The sequence below is a fragment of the Microbacterium insulae genome (assembly GCF_042677065.1).
Classification (GTDB): domain Bacteria; phylum Actinomycetota; class Actinomycetes; order Actinomycetales; family Microbacteriaceae; genus Microbacterium; species Microbacterium insulae.
The window spans coordinates 927,359-948,077 of sequence record NZ_JBHTII010000001.1 but is presented as its reverse complement, the minus strand read 5'-3'; the positions used below and the strand labels follow the sequence as shown (position 1 = coordinate 948,077).

14 protein-coding genes are annotated in these 20,719 nt (G+C 71.8%); 9 read left to right on the top strand and 5 right to left on the bottom strand.

All coding sequences use genetic code 11. The features are described from left to right. Positions 1–46 precede the first annotated feature (46 nt). On the top strand, positions 47–3,685 hold the full coding sequence (locus tag ACFQ0P_RS04450; protein WP_204980778.1) for a lamin tail domain-containing protein: 3,639 nt from the start codon (positions 47–49) through the stop codon (positions 3,683–3,685). 303 nt (positions 3,686–3,988) lie between these two features. Here ACFQ0P_RS04450 and ACFQ0P_RS04445 read toward each other — a convergent pair whose 3' ends face one another. The 3 genes from ACFQ0P_RS04445 to galT form a co-directional block, all read right to left on the bottom strand. Next, positions 3,989–4,825: an alpha/beta fold hydrolase gene (locus ACFQ0P_RS04445; RefSeq protein ID WP_204980776.1), complete on the bottom strand. Its 837-nt coding sequence runs from the start codon at positions 4,823–4,825 to the stop codon at positions 3,989–3,991. A gap of 122 nt (positions 4,826–4,947) precedes the next feature. Then, positions 4,948–6,120: a galactokinase gene (gene galK / locus ACFQ0P_RS04440; protein ID WP_204980774.1), complete on the bottom strand. Its 1,173-nt coding sequence runs from the start codon at positions 6,118–6,120 to the stop codon at positions 4,948–4,950. Beyond that, a complete protein-coding gene (galT, locus tag ACFQ0P_RS04435; protein WP_204981532.1) occupies positions 6,117–7,286 on the bottom strand; it encodes a galactose-1-phosphate uridylyltransferase in 1,170 nt (389 codons plus the stop codon). The genes galK and galT overlap by 4 nt, the downstream gene beginning before the upstream one ends. Before the next feature lie 100 nt (positions 7,287–7,386). Between galT and ACFQ0P_RS04430 the strand changes: the two genes are divergently transcribed. Next, complete coding sequence (locus tag ACFQ0P_RS04430) at positions 7,387–8,364, top strand: LacI family DNA-binding transcriptional regulator (RefSeq protein WP_204981531.1); 978 nt, start codon at positions 7,387–7,389, stop codon at positions 8,362–8,364. 2 nt (positions 8,365–8,366) lie between these two features. On the opposite strand, the gene ACFQ0P_RS04425 is transcribed toward ACFQ0P_RS04430, so the two are convergent. Next, positions 8,367–9,389, bottom strand: coding sequence for a LacI family DNA-binding transcriptional regulator (locus tag ACFQ0P_RS04425; RefSeq protein WP_204981530.1), 1,023 nt, complete (start codon positions 9,387–9,389; stop codon positions 8,367–8,369). A gap of 384 nt (positions 9,390–9,773) precedes the next feature. Here ACFQ0P_RS04425 and ACFQ0P_RS04420 point away from each other — a divergent pair, with 384 nt between their 5' ends. Both ACFQ0P_RS04420 and ACFQ0P_RS04415 read left to right on the top strand, forming a co-directional pair. Next, positions 9,774–12,437: an alpha/beta hydrolase-fold protein gene (locus ACFQ0P_RS04420; protein WP_204980772.1), complete on the top strand. Its 2,664-nt coding sequence runs from the start codon at positions 9,774–9,776 to the stop codon at positions 12,435–12,437. Between the two features lie 71 nt (positions 12,438–12,508). After that, positions 12,509–13,705: a hypothetical protein gene (locus ACFQ0P_RS04415; RefSeq protein WP_204980764.1), complete on the top strand. Its 1,197-nt coding sequence runs from the start codon at positions 12,509–12,511 to the stop codon at positions 13,703–13,705. Position 13,706: 1 nt separating this feature from the next. On the opposite strand, the gene ACFQ0P_RS04410 is transcribed toward ACFQ0P_RS04415, so the two are convergent. Further along, entirely contained in the window at positions 13,707–14,750 is a 1,044-nt protein-coding gene (locus ACFQ0P_RS04410; RefSeq protein ID WP_378771467.1) for a LacI family DNA-binding transcriptional regulator, read from the bottom strand. Between the two features lie 189 nt (positions 14,751–14,939). Between ACFQ0P_RS04410 and ACFQ0P_RS04405 the strand changes: the two genes are divergently transcribed. The 5 genes from ACFQ0P_RS04405 (at position 14,940) to ACFQ0P_RS04385 (ending at position 20,648) form a co-directional block, all read left to right on the top strand. Beyond that, positions 14,940–15,917, top strand: a complete 978-nt coding sequence (locus ACFQ0P_RS04405) for a sugar phosphate isomerase/epimerase family protein (protein WP_204980760.1) — start codon at positions 14,940–14,942, stop codon at positions 15,915–15,917. After that, complete coding sequence (locus tag ACFQ0P_RS04400; RefSeq protein WP_204980758.1) at positions 15,914–17,665, top strand: dihydroxyacetone kinase family protein; 1,752 nt, start codon at positions 15,914–15,916, stop codon at positions 17,663–17,665. The genes ACFQ0P_RS04405 and ACFQ0P_RS04400 overlap by 4 nt, the downstream gene beginning before the upstream one ends. A 3-nt stretch (positions 17,666–17,668) precedes the next feature. Further along, positions 17,669–18,130 (top strand): ribose-5-phosphate isomerase, encoded by a 462-nt coding sequence (locus ACFQ0P_RS04395; RefSeq protein WP_204980756.1) that lies wholly within the window; start codon positions 17,669–17,671, stop codon positions 18,128–18,130. Beyond that, positions 18,127–19,080, top strand: coding sequence for a 3-hydroxyacyl-CoA dehydrogenase family protein (locus ACFQ0P_RS04390; RefSeq protein ID WP_204980753.1), 954 nt, complete (start codon positions 18,127–18,129; stop codon positions 19,078–19,080). The genes ACFQ0P_RS04395 and ACFQ0P_RS04390 overlap by 4 nt, the downstream gene beginning before the upstream one ends. A gap of 200 nt (positions 19,081–19,280) precedes the next feature. After that, the gene (locus ACFQ0P_RS04385) at positions 19,281–20,648 is read left to right on the top strand and encodes an ABC transporter substrate-binding protein (protein WP_204980751.1); all 1,368 of its coding nucleotides are present in this window, start codon (positions 19,281–19,283) and stop codon (positions 20,646–20,648) included. Positions 20,649–20,719 lie beyond the last annotated feature (71 nt).

Sequence of the window (20,719 nt, the reverse complement as noted above, 5' to 3'; positions counted from 1 at the left end):
GGACGCTGGGTCGCAACCCCGACCCTCCTCCCGAAGGTGCCTCCCGATGCGTTCCCGCACGCCCTCCCGTCCGCGCTCGCGCGCGCTTCTCGCCGCTCTCGCAGCCCTGTCCTTCGCGGTGGTGCCCACGCTGGTCGCGACGCCGGCTTCGGCGGCCCCGGTCCCCGTCGACTCGCTGGTGATCAACGAGGTGAACTCGAATCCCGACGACTGGTTCGAACTGGCCAACACGTCGGCCGTCGACATCGAGCTCAGCGGTCTCTGGTTCGTCGACAGCGGCACGGACGATCCCGAGCACTGGGTGGCCCTGGCGGGGGTTGTGCCGGCGGGCGGCGTGCTGGCGATCGACTCGACCGTCGGGCTGGGCAGGGGCGACACCGTCTCGATCTACCAGGGGGACAAGGCGGCGTTCGACGGCGGCACCGCCGTGCTGATCGACACCGTGACGTGGCCGGACGGCGTGCACGCCTCCTCGATGGGCCTGTGCACTCCGACGAGTGCCGATCTCGTCGCGATGACGCCCACGAAGGGCGCCGCGAACGAGTGCGCCGCCGCGGGGGTCGACGAGATCCGCATCAACGAGGTGTTCTCGGCAGGCGAGGACTTCGTCGAGCTCGTGAACATCGGCGACGTCCCGGTCGACATCGCGGGTTGGACCGCCGTCGACGGCGACCCGACGCACACGCCGCTCACCCTGGCGACCGCCCCGACCGTGATCGAGCCGGGTGACTACTACGTCTTCCACCCCGACGATGCGACCGAGTTCCCGGGCGGAGGCTTCGGCCTCGGCAAGGGCGACTCGATGACGATCGCTCTGCCCGACGGCACCGAGGTCGACACGACCACGTGGCCGGTCGACGTGCACGCGACACCGTCGTGGGGCCGCTGCCCCGAGGGTGAGGGCCCGTTCGCGATGACGAGCGCCGCCACTCCGGGCGCCGCGAACGACTGCCCGGCGGTCCCGGGCGCCGACGTGATCCGCATCAACGAGGTCAGCTCCGACCCGGAGGACTGGGTCGAGCTCGTCAACACCGGCACGGTTGCGGTGGATGTCTCGGGCTGGCTGCTGTCCGACAACGCACGCCTCACCGACCCGACTCACGTGCAGACGCTGCCGGCCGGAACGTCGATCCCCGCGGGCGGATTCCTCCAGGTCGACTACACGGCGGCGGGCTTCGGCAAGGGGGATGAGGCGAACCTCTACCTGCCCGACGCTGCGACGCAGGTCGACACCGCCACGTGGCCGGCCGACACGCACGCGACCGCGTGGGGCCGGTGCCCGGACGGCATCGGCGTCTTCCGGTCGACGACGGCGACGCCCGGAGCGGCGAACATCTGCACGGTGACGCCTCCGCCGGCGCTCGACCCGAACTGGGACGACGTCGAGATCAACGAGATCGCGTCCCTCAACGACGACGACCCGGGCAACCCCGGCTTCAGCGACGCGGTCGAACTTGCGAACACCGGCTCCTCCGACGTCACGATCGAGGGCTGGTACCAGACCGACAGCGGCGCAGCCGCCGGCGCGTCGCCCCTGACGCTCGCGGACCTCAAGGTGTGGGACGGCGACTCCCTGGAGCCGGCGACCTCGTGGGTCATCCCCGCCGGGGGCTACGTCGCCTTCTCGTCCAAGAAGGGTCTCTCCGGCGAGGGAGACGCGGTCAAGATCTACGGTCCCGGCGCCGATGCCGCATCGCGACAGCTGGTCGACGAGGCGGCGTACGGCGACGGCGACGCCGGTGTGTCCGACTCCTACGACTCCGACGCGCGCGCCTGGGCGGCGTGCCCCGACGGCTCCGACGAGTTCTGGCGCGTCCTCGAGAACAGCTTCGGGCGCGACAACACCGAGTCCTGCGAGGACAGGTCACGTCGCCTCGACACGACGGTTCTCCTCAACGAGGTCTCGAACATCGGCGGCAAGGCCGAGCTGCTCAACGCGGGGACCTCGCCCGTCGACATCGCGGGCTGGGAGCTCGTCGACGCGGACGGTGACGTCGTGCACACGGTCCCGGTCCTCACGACCCTCGCCGCCGGCGCGTTCTACGTGGCCGACGGGATCACCGGACTCGAGAGCGCCGACTCGCTCACGATCCGGTCGACGACGGGCGCGAGTTTCGTCGGCCACACCTGGTACGAGGACGGCATCGCGTCGTACAGCCGCTGCGAGGTGTTCGGGTCGGTGACGTACATCGAGACCCCGATCGCGACGTGGGGCGCCGCGAACGCCTGCCCGACGCTGCAGACCGAGGCGTGGCCGGGCGCGAGCACGGTGAAGACGGTCGACGCTGTCGACGCGTTCACCGACCTCGACGCCAACGACGAGGGCGACGTCTCGGGTGTCGCCTTCGACCCGAGCGATCCGAGCGTCCTGTGGGTCGCGATGAACAAGGGGCGCCTGTTCAAGATGCACCTCGTCAACGGCCTCTACACGACCTTCCCCGAGTGGGACGGCGGCATCCCGGTGCGCTTCACGGACGGTGGCGGCGAGCTCGACGCCGAGGGTGTCACGATCGGCCCGGACGGCGCGGTGTATCTCACCTCCGAGCGCGACAACCTGCGCGCCAAGGGCACCTCGTACAACAAGGTGGCGCGCTACGACGTGAGCGGCGTCACCGCGGCCACCACCGAGCTGATGGCCACGCACGAGTGGGACGTCAACGGGTTCGTGCAGACCGGCACGAACCTGGGACTCGAGGGCATCACCTACGTCCCCGACGCGTTCCTCGTGGATTCCGGCTGGAAGGTCGACGGCGCCGCGTACACCGCGGCCTCCTTCGCCACGCCCGGCCTCTTCGTGACGGCGGTCGAGGGCACGGGCGCGCTCCACTTCTTCTCGCTCCCCGTCGGCGGCGCGCCCGTCGAGGTGAAGGTGGAGGCCTCGGGCTTCCCCTACTCCATGGATGTCGCATACGACCCGGATCGCGGAGCACTGTGGGCGCTGTGCGACGACGGCTGCGGCGGCGTGTACAACCAGCTCAAGGTCGTGAACGGCGACTTCGCGGTCGTGCACTCCTACGCCCGGCCCGCCGGGATGCCGAACCTCAACAACGAGGGCATGGCGATCGCGCCGGCCTCGACGTGTGAGGGCGGCTTCCAGGAGGTCGTGTGGGCAGACGACGGCGACACCGACGGCTACTCGCTGCGCGCGGGCACGCTCCCGTGCCCGACGTCGGGCGGCCCGACCGACCCCGGCACGGATCCGGGCACGGACCCCGGCACGGACCCCGGAACCGACCCCGGCACGGACCCGGGCACGGACCCCGCCGCCGACCCCCCGAGCAGCGACGAGCTCACCGATGACACGCGGGGCGACGTCGCGGTCGACGGCCCGGCCTCGGCGGGGGAGACGGTGACCGTGTATGTCGGGGTCCAGTACGCCGGCGCCACGGTCTGGGTGTGGCTGTACTCGACGCCGATCCTCCTCGGCGCGCACGCGGTCGCCGCGGACGGAACGGTCACCGTCACGCTGCCCGCCGGGATCGAGGCGGGCGCGCACCGGATCGTGGTGCTCGACGCGCAGGGCGACGTGGTCGGCTGGACCGAGGTCACGGTGACGGGTGCGCTCGCCGCCACCGGTTCCACGCCGGGAGGCCTCGCCGGTTCGGCCGCTCTCGCGGGGGCGCTCCTCCTGGCCGGCGCCGCGATGATGATCGTGCGTCGCCGCCGCGGCGCCGCCCGCGCCTGACGAACGAGGACGGATGCCCCGGCACGCGCGCCGAGCCGGGGCATCCCCAATTCGCAGCGCGTGCGGAAACGCGAATGGCCGCTCCCCAGAAGCGGCCATTCGCACGAGTGAGGCCGAGCCGCCGCCCCCCACGGCGGTACCCCCCGGCCGTCCCCAGCGGCCCTCGTACCCCTCCAGTGCCGGATCCTTCCCCGGTGCCCGGCGTCCTTCGGTGATTCCATCCTGCGGGGTCAAACGCAAGGAAGGCGCAAGGACCGGCCAACGCTTTCCCAAATCGACCTGGGAGTGCGGGGAGAGCCCGCTTCAGGAACGCAGGAACGCCAGCAGCGCCTCGTTCACCTCGGCGCCGTGGGTCCACAGCAGTCCGTGCGGGGCGCCGTCGATCTCGACATAGGTCGCGTCGGGGAGCAGCTGCCGGAACCGCCGCGCGGTGGCGTCGATCGGCAGGATGTTGTCGGCCGTGCCGTGGAGGATGAGCGCGGGCACGTCGATCGCCCCGATGTCGCCACGGAAGTCCGTCGGCCACGTCAGCGGGGCGGCCGAGATGCCGGCGTTGCTCGCGGAGTTGGCGACCGCGATGCTGGCGTCGACGGCCTCCTGCGAGATGCGCGACCCGAGGGTGTCGTCGAGGTTGTAGAAGTCCTGGAAGAAGCCGGCGACGAAGGCGTAGCGGTCCTCGCGGACGGACTGCGCGATCCCGTCGAAGAAGTCCTGCGGGCCTGCGCCCTCCGGGTTGTCGTCGGTCTTGAGCAGGTAGGGCTCCAGCGAGCCGAGGAAGGCCGCCTTCGCCACCCGGGCGCTGCCGTACCGCGACAGATAGCGGGCGACCTCCCCGGTTCCCATCGAGAACCCGACGAGCACGGCATCCCGCAGATCGAGGTCCTCCATGAGCGCGTGCAGGTCGGCCGCGAACGTGTCGTAGTCGTAGCCCGACCCCGCCTTCGAGGATGCGCCGAAACCGCGGCGGTCGTAGGCGATCACCCGGTATCCGGCCTCGAGCAGCGCCGCCTGCTGTTTGCCCCATGACTCGCCGTTCAGCGGGAACCCGTGGATCAGCACGACCGGCTGGCCGCTTCCCTGGTCGGTGTAGTATAGCTCGATGTCGGCCGAGTTCTCGGTCCCGACGGTGATGTAGGCCACGATCTCTCCTTCCGGACCGGGGCGAGTGGATGCCGCGGCCCACGTCCGACGGTAGGCCGAGGCATCCGTCGTCGCCAGGTCTTGACGCGGGCGGGCCGGTGACGTCGCGGTGACGTGCCGGGTCAGACGTCGCGAGATGCCCCCGCGGACGGCGTGACCGTGAAGATCGTCGGCTCGGCGAACCTGGATGCGGCGAACGCGGCGGTCACGGCATCCGTCACCGCACCCACGCGGTCGCGGTCGACCAGGGCGATCGCGGCCCCGCCGAATCCGCCGCCGGTCATGCGAGCCCCGATCGCCCCCGCGGAGAGGGCGGCCTCGACGGCCGTGTCGAGCTCGGCGACCGAGATCTCGAAGTCGTCGCGCATCGAGGCATGGGACGCCACGAGCAGTTCGCCGATCGCTGCGGGACCCGCCTCGCGCAGCGTGCGGACGGTGTCGATCACACGCTGGTTCTCGGTGACCACGTGCCGCACGCGGCGGAAGGTGACGTCGTCCATGAGCTCGCGGGCCCGGTCGAGGTCGGCAGGCGTGAGGTCGCGGAGCGCCGGGACGCCCATCGTCGCCGCGCCGCGCTCGCACGCCGCGCGGCGCTCGCCGTAGCCGCCGGTGGCGTGGGAGTGCTTCACGCCGGTGTCGACGACGACGAGCTCGAGGGCCGCGCGCGCGAAGCCCAGGTCGACGACGTGCGTCTCGAGGGAGCGGCAGTCGAGGAAGATCGCGGCGTCGGCGCGCCCGAGCATCGACGCCATCTGGTCCATGATCCCGGTGGGAGCACCGACCGCTTCGTTCTCGGCGGTGCGACCGGCGCGGGCGAGCGCCACCGGATCCGCATCGAGCGCCCAGGCCTCTGCGAGCGCGACGGCCGTCGCTCCCTCGAGGGCCGCCGACGACGACAGTCCGGCGCCCACGGGGACGTCGGACGCGAAGGCGAGGTCGACGCCGGTCGGAGCTGTCGCGCCGGGGGTTCGCAGCAGCGCCCACGCGACGCCGAGCGGGTACCGAGCCCAGAACGCGATCTCGTCGCGCCGGGCCGGGAAGATCGCGTCGAGCTCGGCGAGCGGCACCTCGACGTCGGCGTCCTCGGCCGTCGACGCTACCCGGATGAGACCGTCCGCCCGCGGGCCCAGCGCGACGTGGGTGCGGTGTTCGATCGCGAAGGGGAGCACGAATCCGTCGTTGTAGTCGGTGTGCTCGCCGATGAGATTCGCGCGGCCGGGCGCCGACCACGTGCCGGCCGGCGCGCTGCCGAATCGCTCGGTGAAGAGGGCCCGCGCGGCGTCCGCGGCGCTCATCGGGTCACCTCCGGGATGCCGGCGACGGCCTCGCGCAGTCGGGCGGCGGCGTCCTCGGGCGGGACATCCCCGATCCACGCGCCCATCGCGGCCTCGGAGCCGGCGAGGAACTTGAGCTTGTCGGCGGCCCGGCGGGGGGAGGTCAGCTGAAGATGCAGGCGCACGGTGTCGCGCGACCGATGCACCGGCGCCTGATGCCAGGCCGCGATGTAGGGCGTGGGGCTGTCATACAGCGCGTCGACGCCGCGGAGGAGCCGCAGGTAGAGCGGGGCGAGCTCGTCGCGCTCGGCATCCGTCGTCTCCGCCAGATCCGCGACGTGGCGGTGCGGCAGCAGGTGCACCTCGAGCGGCCAGCGTGCGGCGAACGGGACGAAGGCGGTCCAGTGCTCGCCGGTCAGGATGACGCGGTCCGACGCGCGCTCGAACGCGAGGATCCGCTCGAACAGGTCGTGGCCCTCGCGTTCGATCGAGGCGAGCAGCGACGTCGTCCGCGGCGTGACGTAGGGGTAGGCGTAGATCTGGCCGTGGGGGTGGGGAAGGGTCACGCCGATCGCCTCGCCGCGGTTCTCGAACGGGAACACCTGCTCGACGCCGGGAAGCGTGGACAGTGCGGCCGTGCGGTCGGCCCACGCCTCGATCACCGTGCGCGCGCGGGTGACGGACTGCGTGCCGAACGAGCCGGAGTGCTCGGGGCTGAAGCACACCACCTCGCAGCGGCCGACCGACGTGCGCGTGCGGCCGAGGCCGGGGGCGTCCAGGTCGGCCAGATCGCGCGGCGCGTCCGCCGCGGCGGGAGCCTCGCCGACGGCGGCGGCGAGCGCGGGTCCGAACGACGGGGACTTGTTCTCGAATACCGCGACGTCGTAGCTCGAGGGGATCTCGGAGGGGTTCTCCACGGACTGGGGCGCGAGCGGATCGAGGTGCGCGGGCGGCAGGAAGGCGCGGTTCTGGCGAGCCGCCGCGACGGAGACCCAGTCACCTGTGAGCACGTCCCGCCGCATCGTCGCGGTGTCGGGGCGGGGGGCGAGGTCGCGCGCGTCGACGGCGCGGTCGGGGCCGAGGGCGGTGCCGGGGTCGTCGTAGTAGATCAGCTCGCGGCCGTCGGCGAGGCGCGTGGGCCGCTTGACGACCCCGTTGCCCAATTCTTCGACCCGCAGCTCCTGCATGTTCACGTCAACACGGTAGCAAGCGGTCCGTGGTAACGTCAACATCGACCAAATTGATGGAGTTACTCGCACCGGGGGTGAGATGGAGCGTCGGGTGTCGATGGCCGACGTCGCGGCCGCGGCCGGGGTGTCCGGGCAGACCGTCTCGCGCGTCGTCAACAGCAGCCCCCGCGTGGATCCGGCGACCCGGGCCCGCGTCGAGGCGGCCATGGCACAGCTGGGCTACCGGCCGCACCGCGCCGCGCGCGCACTGCGGACCGGACGCACCCAGACCCTCGGGCTCGTGGTTTCGACGCTCGCCTCGGTGGGCAACTCCCGCATGCTGCAGGCGGTGGCGGATGCCGCGGCCGCCCGCGGCTACGCCCTCACGGTGGTGACGCTCGGCGCCGCAGCCGACGTGCGGGGCGCCTTCGAGCGTCTCTCCGACCAAGGAGTCGACGGCGCCGTCGTCCTGAACGAGGCCACCGCGGCAGCCCTCGGCACGACCGGGCCACGCGGCCTGCGCCTCGTGGTCGTCGACGCCCCGCCGGGCACGGTCGGCGTCGGGATCGTGCAGTCCGACCACGCCGAGGGCGCGCGATCGGCGACCACCCACCTGCTCGGCCTCGGCCACCGCACCGTGCACCACGTCGCCGGTCCGGAGGGCTCGTTCGCGGCCGCCGAGCGTGAACGCGGATGGCGCGAGGCGCTCGCCGCGGCCGGCCGGACGGCGCCCGCGGTCGCGCGCGGGGACTGGACGGCGGCATCCGCTCACTCCGCCTCGGCGTCGCTCGCCCGAGACCCCGCGGTCACGGCGGTGTTCGCGGCCAACGACCAGTCGGCGCTCGGCGCGATCCGCGCCTTCGCCGAGGCGGGCCGCAGGATTCCCGAAGACGTGTCGATCGTGGGGTTCGATGACATCGCGGATGCCGCGGACTACCGGCCGCCGCTCACCACCGTCCGCCAGGACTTCGACCGCCTCGGCGAGCTCGCGGTGTCGGCACTCGTCGCGGGCATCGAGGACCGGGCGTCCGGATTCCACGTGGTGCCGACGACGCTCGTGGTGCGCGAGAGCTCCGCACCGCCCCTCACCCGCTGACTTCAGCGGCGCCCGGGCGTGCTCGCGCGGACCACGACCTCGACCGCGAGCGCGGGCTCGCCCGGCCCGTCCGGCTCGAGGACCGCCTGAACTGCGCGACGGCCCAGTTCCTCGAGCGGGACCCGCACGGTGGTGAGGGGGGCCGCGGCATCCGCGGCGGACGGGATGTCGTCGAACCCGGCGACGGCGATGTCGGCGCCGACCGCTCGTCCCGCGTCCCGGAGGGCGGACATGACGCCGATCGCCACGGCGTCACGGACGACGAAGATCAGGGTGCCCGGTGCCAGACCCGCTTCGAGCAGCGCGCGCGCCGCGTCGTAGCCCGCGTCGCGCGACACTCCGGTCCGCCTCACCTCGACGATGCGCCCGCCGGCGCGCTCGAACCCTTCGCGGAACCCGGTCGCTCGCGCCTCGAACGCCGGGATGTCTCTGTCCGCCGCGATCACGACGGCTTCGCGATAGCCGAGACCGGCCAGCTCCTCGCCGAGGGCGGACGCGCCGGCCCGGTCGTCCGTCGCGACCGCGGGGACGTCGGCGACCTCGCGGCCGATCACGACGACCCGGCCGCCGGTGCCTGAGAGGGCCTCGAGCTCGGCGGTCAGGGTCGAGGCATCCGGACCGTCTGCGGGCGCTGCTTCGACGATGAGGCCGCGGGGCCGCTGGCCGCGCAGCGCCCGGACGACGCGGATCTCGCGTTCGGGATCGTGCGCCGTCACGGCGACGGTCAGCACGAGGCCGGCCTCGTCCGCCGCGCGCGCGACACCGGCGACGAGTCGACCGGTCGCCGCATCGGCGATGTCGGCGACCATGAGTGCGATGACGGCGGTCGTTCCGCGCGCCGTCGCCTGGGCGGAGAGGTTGGGCGTGTAGCCGAGCAGGTCGGCCGCGGCCTGGACGCGCACGCGGTAGCTCTCCGCCACCTTCCGGGTGGAGCCGTTGAGCACACGGGAGGCCGTCGCCAGAGAGACTCCGGCTTCCCGGGCGACGTCATGGAGAGTTGCTGCGCCTCGGGCAGGCGCGGGCATTTCGCTCACGGGCGAATTCTAGGCCCGCGGCGGTCGTCGGACCAGGGGGGCGGCGGGCGGGGGAGGCCGGCCATCCGTCGGGCGCGTGAGAGGGACCTGACCGGGTCCACGACGTTCGCCACGTCAATATACAACGTTATAGAGAATTCTCTTGACCTTCGATCGCATCCGCGTCAGCATGGGGCGCGACGGGAATTTACGACGTTGTAAACCGCTCGCGGAGCTTCGCCGCGTTTCTGTCGCCGCCTGGGCGTGGTCTTGGGTCTTCGGCCCGGGCACACACTCGCATGACGCCGTGCGAGGTGGACACGAGAGGAATCGAAGGTGATTTTGAGACATCGAAGCCGGGGCTCCGACAAGCGCTCCCGGCGCACTCTGGCCGCTGTGGCCACCGTCGCCGCGTTGGGGGCGACATCGCTGCTCGCGGTGCAGTCCGCGACAGCCGCGGAGGATCCCTGGGTCGCGGAGGTGGAGAACGTCGTCGCCGACGTCTACCGCTTCACCGTGCCCGACGCGGCGATCGAACCCGCCACGGGGGTCGACCCCTCGGTCGTCGCCGTCGAGGGCAACTTCGCGCCCGGAAAGACGTGGACGACCCTCAACATGGGGGCGAGCGGAGGCAACTGGACTTCCACGATCGGTCCGCTCGAGCCGGGCCTCTACTACTACCAGTACACCGCGCGGCCGTCGTGGGGTGAGGATGCGGTCGCGTTCCGCAACCCCGCCAGCCCCGTCGAGGTGACCGCGAAGCCGACCTGGAACACGCTGTTCGTGGACGGGCCGGGTGCGGAGTGGCTGGCCGACGTCCCCGCGGGCGGCAGCCTCGAGACCCTCACGTACGACAGCTCGGTCGCCGACGCCGAGCGTTCGGCCCTCGTGTGGACGCCGCCGAGCTACGACGCCGATCGCGCGGAGCCTTACCCGGTGCTCTACCTCCTGCCGGACTCCGGTCAGAGCTACCGGGAGTGGGCCGAGCTCGGCCGCCTCGGGCAGATCCTCGACAACCTCACGGTCGAGGGGAACGCCGAGCCGATGGTCGTGGTCATGGGAGACGGCGACTCCACGGACGCGCGCGCCGAGGTGATCGACAACATCCTTCCCGCGGCCGAGGGCGCCTACAACGTCTCGGACGAGGCCGCCGGTCGCGCGATCGCCGGCATCGGCCGGGGAGCGTCGCAGGCGCTGAACCTGCAGATCACCGACACGGGTGTGTTCTCGAAGGTCGGCTCGTTCTCGGGAAGCCTCGCGGCGAACATCAGTGCGGACAAGGCGGCGCAGATCAACGACGCGACCGATCTCATCCGCCTCTACGTGGGAAATGTGACGGACCCGCGGTACAACGGCACGGTCGCGCTCGCCGACAAGCTCGGCGCCGCCGGTGTCGAGTTCCAGTCGGACGGCTCCGACCCGGAGACCGGGGGCACGTGGGACACGTGGCAGAAGGCCCTGCACGACTTCGCGCAGCGGGTGTTCGCATCTCCCGGTGACACAGGACCGAGCGAGGGCCACCTGCCGCTCGAGCCGCACGCGCTGCCCGCGCCCGGGACCACGCCCACGCCCTGGACCGACGAGAACGGCGTCGTCACCTTCGAGACCGGCACCGAGTTCGCCGACGCGAACAACGTGACGGTGTGGGGGAACTTCGGCCCCGCCGGCAGCTGGCCGCGCACGCCCATGACGAAGCAGGACGACGGTCGCTGGCGTCTGACGATGCCGGTCGAGCCGGGTTCGTACTACTACAAGTTCGTCGTGGAGGGTGTCGACCACAAGGACGAGACCAACCCGACGACGGTGTTCTCCGAGCCGAACTGGAGCACGTTCCAGGTTCCCGGTGACGAGACGCTCCGCGGCGAGTACACGACGCCCGTCGCGCCCGAGTCGCGCGGCAGCGTCGAGGTCATGGAGTACACGAGCAGCGCGAACGGCAACCCCACGCGCTCGGCCTACGTCTGGACGCCTCCGGGTTACGACCCCGAGCGCGAAGAGCCGTATCCCGTGTTCTACCTCCAGCACGGTGGCGGACAGACGTGGACGGACTGGGTCGAGGTCGGCTTCGCCGCCCAGATCCTGGACAACCACTACCTCCAGGGCAACATCGTCCCGATGGTGGTCGTGATGGCCAACGGCAACGGCGTGAACTTCCCCAACGAGATCACGCAGCGCATCACCGTCGCCGCCGAAGAGCAGTACAACGTCAGCAGCGAGGCCGAGGACCGGGCGCTCGCGGGGCTGTCGATGGGCTCCGGGCACACGCTCAGCACACTGTGGGCGCACCCCGGTGCGTTCGCCTACATCGGCGCGATGTCGGCCTTCGGCAGCGTGCCGGCGAACGCGGACGTGGATGCCATCAACGAGGGGACCAAGCTCATGCGGATCTACTCGGGTGACATCCAGGACTTCACCTACGGTGCGACGCTGAGCCTGATCAGCAGCCTCGAGGATCGCGGGGTCGAGCACGAGTTCGCCCCGATCATCCCGGGTCCGCACAGCTGGGATGTCTGGCAGAAGTCGCTGATCGACTTCCTGCCGCGTCTGTTCAAGGGCGACACGTCAGCCGGCATTCCGGTGGAGGCGACGATCCCCGAGGGTGAGAACGGTGTTCTCGCGCTCACGATCGCCGACTTCGGTGACGGCGTCGCGCTGTCGGAGCCCGAGAACATGGGCGACCGGCTGCGGATGACGGGCAAGCTGCCCGAGGTCACGGTGAGCGATTCGCGCACTGCGCAGCAGGCGGGAGTCGGAGGCTGGTCGGTCACCGGACAGGCCGACGCGTTCACCTCGGCCGGTCAGACCATCACCGCCGACCACTTCGGGTGGGTGCCCCACGTGCTCACGCCCCGTCCGGGGCTGGTCGAGGGGCCGCCGGTGGAGACGGTGCTCGATGGCGGACCGGGTCTGGAGACCCCCAGCGCACTCGCGACCGCGAGCAGCGAGGGTCGATTCGGCTCGGCGACCATGGACGCCGATCTGATGCTCGAGGTGCCCGTGGGCACCCAGCCGGGAACCTACACGGGGATGTTGACCGTGTCCCTGTTCCCGGTGGACTGACACATCGCAACGATGCGCGGCCGGCCGGGATCACCCGGTCGGCCGCGCATCACACCCATCCGTGAGAGAACATGAACCGCATCCTCCCCCTGCGCCTCCCCGTCGTCCTCGTCGCCGCCGCGCTGCTCGCGGCCGGCGTGCCCTCCGGGCCTGCTGTCGCCGCCGACGCCACCCCCACGCCCACCCCCCAGGGCACGACCTGGGCTGTCCAGCCCGCCGACGAAAGCGGCCCGGACGGCCGCGTGTCGCTTCGTCACACGATCGATCCGGGCTCCGTGGTGGACGACCGGATCGCCCTCACGAACTTCGGGCCGCGCCCGGCGACGTTCGCCGTCTATGCCAGCGACGGCACGATCACCGCGGACGGCGACTTCGATCTCATTCCGAACGACGAGCCTGCGACGGACGGCGGATCCTGGATCGGCTTCGGTGACCTGACCGGAGCGGCCGCGCGGGAGGGCGGCGGGCTTCTCGTCGAGGTTCCGGAGGAGTCGGTGCTGCTCATCCCGGTGCAGATCGCCGTCCCGGAGAACGCGACGCCGGGCGACCACCCCGCCGGGATCGTGGCGGAGCTCGTGCCCGACGCGGGATCGGGCGTGCAGTTCGCCTCGCGCGTCGGGGTGCGCGCGCACCTCCGCGTATCGGGGGACATCGTCCCCGCACTCGTGCCCGAGGCGGTGACGGCGTCGTACACCCCGTCGTGGAACCCGTTCGCCCCCGGAACGGTCACCGTCACGTACACCCTGTCCAACGCCGGAAACGTCCGGCTCGGCGCGGAAGCCGACACCACGGTCGCCGGCCCGCTCGGCCTCGCCGCGGCCTCGGCGACCTCGCAGCACCGGGAGATCTTGCCCGGCACGGGTGGAGTCGTGACCGAGACCATGGCGGTGTGGCCGCTGTTCTTCGCGTGGGGCGATGTCGACGCGCAGCCCCTGACGGTCGGCGAGGACGAGATCGACGGGCCTCTCCCCGCCGCGGCCACGTCCTTCGGCGTGTGGGCTGTCCCGTGGTCGCAGCTGCTTCTGATCGCGCTCCTGGCCGGAGCCGTCGCGCTGTTCCTGAAAACTCGCAAGCGCTCTCAGCAGCGGATTCAGGCGCGCATCGATGCCGCCGTCGCGGCGGCGACCGCCGCCGGCGCGCCGTCTTCGTCGTCCTCCGCCGACCCGACCGGGTCCGCCGAAGCGTCCGATCGTGCCGACGCGACCGAGCGCGTCGAGGCGACCCCGACGGTCGAGGAGGCCGGCGAGCAGGAGCCGGCGACCCGCTGACTCAGTCGTCGTGGAACCCGGTGGACTCCCGGCGGATGAGGCGGAAGTCGGGCTTGATCGTGCGCGGGGGGACCGGAGAGTCCTTCTCGTTGATCCGCTCGAGGAGCAGGTCGACGGCGGTCTGCGCGATCTCGTCGCGTCCGGTGTCCACCGTCGACATCGACGGCACCGAGTACCGCGACTCGTCGATGTTGTCGAAGCCGATCACGGCGACGTCGTCGGGCACCGAGACCCCCGCCGCACCGAGGGCGCGCAGCGCACCCAGCCCGAGCGTGTCGTTGAGCGCGAACACCGCGTCGAAGTCGACGCCGGCTTCACGCATCCGCTCGACCGCCTGCGCACCGCCGGCGCGGTTCCAGTGCTCGCTGGGGCGGATCAGATCGGCATCCACCTCGATGCCCGCGCCTTCGAGCGCCTGACGGTATCCCCGCAGCCGGAGGCTCGCGCTGTTGACCTCCGTGTGCTCACCGGGGCTGTCGAGGCCGACATCCGCGTCGGGATCGGCGCCGATGATCGCGATGCGTCGGCGCCCGATGCCGAGGAGGTGCTCGACGGCCGCCTGTGCGGCGCTGGTGTTGTGCATGGCGACGTGGTCGGTCGGTCCGCCGAAGATCCGCTCGCCGAGCAGCACGATGGGCAGCGGGGTCTGGAGCGCGTCGATGTCGGACTGCCCGAGGCTGACGGGGCTGAAGAGCAGGCCGTCGAGGAAGCGGGGCCGCGAGGCTCCCGACACCGAGAGCAGCTCGGCGTCGCGCTCGCCGCTGGTCTGCTCGACGACGACGCCCAGACCCCGGCGCTCCGCGGCGCGGATGACCGCGTCGGCGAGCTCGGCGAAGTAGTTCTCGCGCAGCGCGGGGACCGCGAGGCCGATGACCCCGGAGCGGCCGCTGCGCAGGCCGCGCGCGGCGAGGTTGGGGCGGTAGTCGAGCTCGGAGATCGCCGCCAGCACGCGCTCGCGCGTCGCCGGACGAACGTGGGGATAGTCGTTGATGACGTTCGAGACGGTCTTGATGGAGACCCCCGCGACGCGGGCGACATCGTGCATGGTCGATCCCACTGCGGCTGACCTTCTTTCTGGCGATCTACGTACTCTAGTGCGCCCGGTCGGGTCGGCCGTATCTCGCTCGGCGCCGTCGACGGCGCGCGAGAGCCGCGCGGGGATCCGTCGTGCGAGAATTCTCTGCAACGTTGTAAACTGCGAACGGCGCAGCGATGAAGGTCGAAGGAGACGAGCGTGCGAACTGCCGAGGATTGGCCGATCGCGGCCGCCATGCTGTCGATGGGGGATGCCTCCCCCGCGGACGACGGAGCCGGAACGTCGCTCCGGCGATGGCGTGAAGACCTGATCGAGGTCCGCGGCGCGGGCTTCGACCTCGTCGACCTCACCGACTCATGGGTGCCCTACGGCGACCTCTCGCCGGAGCAGCTGCGGGGACTGAAGGAGTGCCTCTCCGAAGCGGGCCTCGCCGCGGCATCCATGTCGGCCATCCGGCGGAGCGTGACCGATCCGGATGCCGGTGCGGACCACCTCGCGTACCTCCATCGCTGCATCGACGCGGCCGCCGAGCTCGGCGCGTCCGTGATCTCGGTGGGGCTGCACCGCGCTCTCACGGACGAGCAGCGGAACCGGCTGTGGTTCTGGACGGCGACAGGCCACGTCGACGACGTCGACGACCCCGACGCGTGGAGTCTGGCCGCCGCGCGGTTCCGCGAGCTCGGGGAGCACGCTGGCGCATCCGGCCTGCTGCTCTCGCTCGAGCTCTACGAGGACACGTACCTCGGCACGGCCGCGTCCGCGGTCCGGCTGGTGGAGGAGATCGGCCTCGACGCCGTCGGCCTCAACCCCGACATCGGCAACCTCATCCGCCTTTCCCGGCCGGTGGAGGACTGGAGGGACCTCATCGAGCAGACGGCACCCTACGCCAACTTCTGGCACGTGAAGAACTACGCCCGCTACGAGTCGCCCGGCGACGGGATCTACGCCGCCGTGCCCGCCTACCTCGAGTCCGGCGTCATCGACTACCGCGCATGCGCGAAGACGATGGCGCGCGCGGGTTTCGACGGCGTCGTCTGCGTCGAGCACTACGGCGGCGACGGCCTCAGCATGAGCGCCGCGAACCGCGACTACCTGCGCACACGCGTGCTGCCCGCGGCCGGCCCGGTGAGCGCGGCCAGCCGGGTCCGGCAGCCGAACCCGAGGGAGGGGCGATGACCCGGATCGTCACGGATGCCGATCGTTTCGTGCCGGACGCGCTGCGCGGGTTCGCGCTCGCGCACGCCGAGGAGGTGCGCCTCGTGGACGGCGGGGTGGTGCGGGCTCAGCCGCTCGCACCCGGTCGCACCGCGGTGCTGATCGGCGGCGGCTCGGGGCACTACCCCGCCTTCGCCGGCTACGTCGGACAGGGGATGGCGGCGGGAGCGGTCTGCGGGAACGTCTTCACGTCGCCGTCGACAGGTCAAGCGCTGCGCGTCGCCGAAGCCGCGGACGCCGGCGGCGGCATCCTGTTCACCTTCGGCCAGTACGCCGGCGACGTCCTGCACTTCGGGGAGGCGCAGCGACGCCTGCGCGAGCGCGGAATCGACACGCGCACCGTGCTCATCACCGACGATGTCGCCAGCGCGCCCGCCGGCGAGGAGGACCGCCGCCGCGGGATCGCAGGGATCGTGTGCGTCTTCCACGTGGCCGGTGCGGCCGCGGAGCGAGGCGACGGCATCGACGAGGTCGAGCGGCTCGCCCGTCGCGCGAACGAGCGGACGCGGACGCACGGCGTCGCCTTCGCCGGCTGCACCCTCCCGGGCGCGGACCACCCCCTGTTCGAGGTCCCCGAGGGATCCATGTCGGTCGGTCTCGGCATCCACGGCGAGCCCGGCGTGCGAGACGAGCCCCTGCAGGACGCGGCGCAGCTGGCGCAGACCCTCCTGGGGCCGCTGCTGGCGGAGCGCCCGGACGGCGCCGACCGAGCGGTGGTCCTCGTGAACGGGCTGGGGACGGTCAAGTACGAGGATCTGTTCGCGCTGTTCGGTCACGTGAGCGATCTGCTCGCCCAGCAGGGAGTCGCCGTCGTCGAGCCGGTGTGCGGCGAGCTCGTCACCAGCCTGGACATGAGCGGCGTGTCGCTGACGACGATGTGGCTCGACGACGAGCTCGAGGCGCTGTGGCGCGCCGCGGCCGCCGCACCCGCGTTCCGCAAGGGGGCGCCGCTTCCGCCCTCGTCGACGGTCGCCGCGGAGCCGGTCGCTTCGGAGCCGCGACCGGCCGCGCCGGAGCCGGGGCCCGCGTCCGATCCCGGGCCCCCCGCCCCCGCTGTCGTGCCGGCCGAGTCCCGCGTGGCGGCGGCGGTCGCGCTCCGGCTGTTCGCGGCGGCGCGCGACGCGATCGACGCGGAGTCCGGACGCCTCGGAGACCTCGACGCCATCGCCGGCGACGGCGACCACGGCGTCGGGATGCTGCGGGGGATCGCCGCCGCGACCGCGGCCGCCGACGGGGCCGGTGACGCCGCGGGCATCGAAGCCGTCCTGGAGGCCGCGGCCGACGCCTGGGCGGAGACCGCCGGCGGCACCTCCGGCGCCCTGTGGGGGGCCGGTCTGCAGGCGCTCGGTGCCTCGCTCGGCGCCGCGGGCTCGCTCGGCCCCGCGGCGCTCGCCGCCGCGATCCGCGCCGCGCGCGAGCGCGTCCAGTCGCTCGGCGGCGCCGAACTCGGCGACAAGACGATGCTCGACGCGATCGTTCCCTTCGAGGTCGCGTTCGCCGACGCCGTCGACGCCGGACACGACGTGCGGGACGCGCTGGCTGCCGGAGCGGTGGCGGCGCGAGCGGCGGCGGATGCGACAGCCGCCCTCTCGCCGCGCCTCGGGCGTGCGCGGCCGCTGGCCGCCCGGAGCATCGGGCACCCCGATCCGGGTGCCGTCTCATTCACCGTCGTGATCGACGCCGTCGAGCGTCGCCTGGGAGAGGACTGAACCATGGGCTGGAAGATCGTGGTCGGCGCCGATGACGCCGGCAGGGAGTACAAGGACGCGCTCAAGGCGATGCTCGAGGCGGACGCACGCGTCGACGCGGTGACCGACGTCGGCGTCGGCCCCGACGACGACACGCCGTACCCGAGCGTCGCCGTGCGCGCGGCCGAGCTCGTCGCCGCGGGAGGAGCCGATCGTGCGCTCCTGGTGTGCGGAACCGGACTGGGCGTGGCCATCGCGGCGAACAAGGTCCCGGGGATCCGCGCCGTCACGGCGCACGACTCCTACTCGGTGGAGAGGTCGGTGCTCTCCAACAACGCGCAGATCCTCACCCTGGGCGCGCGTGTGATCGGCCCCGAACTCGCCAAGAAGCTCGTCGGCGAGTGGCTCGGACACCGCTTCGATCCCGGATCCGCCTCGGCCGTCAAGGTCGGGCTGATCGACGCCTACGAGAGCGGGACGCGATGATCGCGCGGGTGGCAGTGGTCGGCTCGGGCTACATGGGCGGCGGCATCGCGCAGGTCGTCGCGATGTCCGGTCGGGACGTGGTGCTCGCCGACGTCAGCGCGGAGATCGCCGAGGCCAACCGAGCGCGGCTCGTGCGCGAAGCGGAGGAGTTCGAGCGTCGCGGACTGTTCCCCCACGGGGCGGCGCAGGTGGTCGGCTCGAGGGTGTCCGCGGCGTCGTCGATCGAGGAGGCGGTGGCAGAGGTCGACCTGATCGAGGAGGCCGTTCCGGAGATCCTCGAGCTCAAGCACGACACGCTCCGCCGGATCGGCGCGGCGGCGCGGCGCGAGGCCCTGATCGGCAGCAACACGTCGACGATCAGCATCGGCGTGCTCGCCGAGGCCGTGCCGGAGCCCGGTCGGTTCCTCGGCATCCACTTCAGCAACCCCGCCACGTTCATCCCGGGCGTCGAGGTCATCCCGCACGCCGCGACCCGCTCCGACGCCGTCGCCGAGATCGTCGGCCTGCTCGAGGACTGCGGCAAGTCCGCGGTCCCGATCGCCGACGTGACGGGGTTCGTCCTCAACCGGCTGCAGTACGCCCTCTTCGGAGAAGCCGCGCGTCTCGTGGAGGAGGGCGTGGCCTCGGCCGAGGCCGTGGACCGCATCGCGCGGACGACCTTCGGGTTCCGGCTGCCCTTCTTCGGGCCGTTCGCCATCGCCGACATCGCGGGCCTGGACGTGTACGACTTCTGCTACCGCTCGCTGTCGGAGGCGTACCCGGAGCGGTTCTCCGAACCCGAGGTGCTCCGCGAGCGCGTGCAGTCCGGGGCGCTCGGCGTCAAGGCGGGGCGGGGCTTCCTCTCCACGCCGCCGGAGCGCATCGACGAGCTGACGGCGTACCGCGACAGGGCGTACGCCGCCATGAGCGCCCTCCTCGCGGAGCTCGGCCCGGCACCGGTCGACTACTGACGCGGGCGCTACCGAATCGTTACCTGTCCCGGGCCGCAAATGTTTCGAGGGATCTTGACACCCGGGGTCCCTTCGCGGCATCCTTTCTACAACGTTGAAAGTACAACGTTGTACAGGACGTGAGGGCCGTCGCCCACCGACCGCCCGCCGTACCTGGTGCGCACGACAGAGAAGTCCAAGCATCCGAAAGGGAAGATCACGTGAAGACGAAGCCAGTCATCGCGGCTGCTGCGACACTCGTCCTCGCCGGCGCGCTCTCAGCGTGCACCGGCGGCGGAGACGACGGCGGCGGTCAGAACAACGGAGGCGGCGCCGACGCCTCCAACTGCACCAACACCATCCCCAAGCCCGACCTGCCGGTCGTCACCCTGTGGGCGTGGTACCCGAACTCCGAGCTCGTGGTCGACAACTTCAACGAGGCCAACGACGAGGTCCAGGTCTGCTGGACCAACGCCGGCGCCGGTGGTGACGCCTACGACAAGTTCCAGACGGCGATCTCGGCGGGCACCGGCGCCCCCGACGTCATGATGGTCGAAGCGGACCGCATCCCGGCGTTCCAGATCCAGGAAGCGCTCGTCGACCTGTCTGACCTCGGCTACGAGGACGTCAAGGACAACTTCAGCGACGGCGCCTGGCAGGACGTCTCCGTCGGTGACGGCGTCTACGGCGCGCCGATCGACGGCGGGCCGATGGGCATGATCTATCGCACCGACATCTTCGACGAGTACGGCATCACCCCGCCGACGACGTGGGAGGAGTTCGAGGCGACCGCGCAGCAGGTGAAGGATGCCGGCGGACCCGTGTTCGCCAGCTTCGCCGCGAACCAGCCCGCCGAGGTCACGGCACTGATGTACCAGAACGGCGCGGAGCCGTTCACGTACGACCCCGCGAACGGCGGTCAGATCGGCATCAACCTCAACAGCCCCGAGATCAAGGAGGTCCTGGACTACTGGGACGGCCTGGTCGAGAAGGAGCTCGTCGGCACGGAGGACCAGTTCACGCCCGAGTACATCGCCGGCGTGATCGGCGGGGACTACGCCACCTATCTCTCGGCCGCGTGGGCTCCCGGCTACCTCCAGGGCGCGGGCGTCGGCGAGGGCGCGGATGCCGGGGTCTGGGCCGTGGCGCCCATGCCGCAGTGGGACACGAGCAACCCGATCGCGATCAACTGGGGCGGTTCCGCCTTCGTGGTGAGCAGCCAGGCATCCGACCCCGAGCTGGCCGCGAAGGTCGCCTTCGGCGTCTACGCCGACGAGGCCTCGCTCGATGACGGCTGGCAGAACCAGATCATCTTCCCGCTCAACGTCAACGTCCTCGACTCCGCGGAGTTCCAGGACTACGAGGTGCCCTTCTTCAGCGGCCAGCAGGCCAACAAGGAGGTGTATGTCCCGGCGGCGAACGCCTACACCGGCATGGTCTACACGCCTCTCGGGCAGTTCTACTACTCGGCGCTGACCGAGCAGATCGCCCGGATCAACGAGGGCCAGGCAACGGGCTCCGAGGCTGCGGACGCCCTGCAGGAGGCCGTCGTGGCATACGCGGAGGAGCAGGGGTTCACCGTCGAGTGACCCCGCGCGCACGGCCGGCCCGCGCTGCGGGCCGGCTCGTGCCGTCCCTCAACGGGGCGGCGTGCGCCCTC

What these genes read in the sequence shown, in the direction of transcription:
- ACFQ0P_RS04450 (WP_204980778.1), top strand. Translation starts at nt 47, where the DNA reads ATGCGTTCCCGCACGCCCTCCCGTCCGCGCTCGCGCGCGCTTCTCGCC.
- galK (WP_204980774.1), bottom strand. Translation starts at nt 6,120, where the DNA reads ATGAGCGCCGCGGACGCCGCGCGGGCCCTCTTCACCGAGCGATTCGGC.
- galT (WP_204981532.1), bottom strand. Translation starts at nt 7,286, where the DNA reads ATGCAGGAGCTGCGGGTCGAAGAATTGGGCAACGGGGTCGTCAAGCGG.
- ACFQ0P_RS04430 (WP_204981531.1), top strand. Translation starts at nt 7,387, where the DNA reads ATGGCCGACGTCGCGGCCGCGGCCGGGGTGTCCGGGCAGACCGTCTCG.
- ACFQ0P_RS04425 (WP_204981530.1), bottom strand. Translation starts at nt 9,389, where the DNA reads ATGCCCGCGCCTGCCCGAGGCGCAGCAACTCTCCATGACGTCGCCCGG.
- ACFQ0P_RS04415 (WP_204980764.1), top strand. Translation starts at nt 12,509, where the DNA reads ATGAACCGCATCCTCCCCCTGCGCCTCCCCGTCGTCCTCGTCGCCGCC.
- ACFQ0P_RS04410 (WP_378771467.1), bottom strand. Translation starts at nt 14,750, where the DNA reads ATGCACGATGTCGCCCGCGTCGCGGGGGTCTCCATCAAGACCGTCTCG.
- ACFQ0P_RS04400 (WP_204980758.1), top strand. Translation starts at nt 15,914, where the DNA reads ATGACCCGGATCGTCACGGATGCCGATCGTTTCGTGCCGGACGCGCTG.
- ACFQ0P_RS04395 (WP_204980756.1), top strand. Translation starts at nt 17,669, where the DNA reads ATGGGCTGGAAGATCGTGGTCGGCGCCGATGACGCCGGCAGGGAGTAC.
- ACFQ0P_RS04390 (WP_204980753.1), top strand. Translation starts at nt 18,127, where the DNA reads ATGATCGCGCGGGTGGCAGTGGTCGGCTCGGGCTACATGGGCGGCGGC.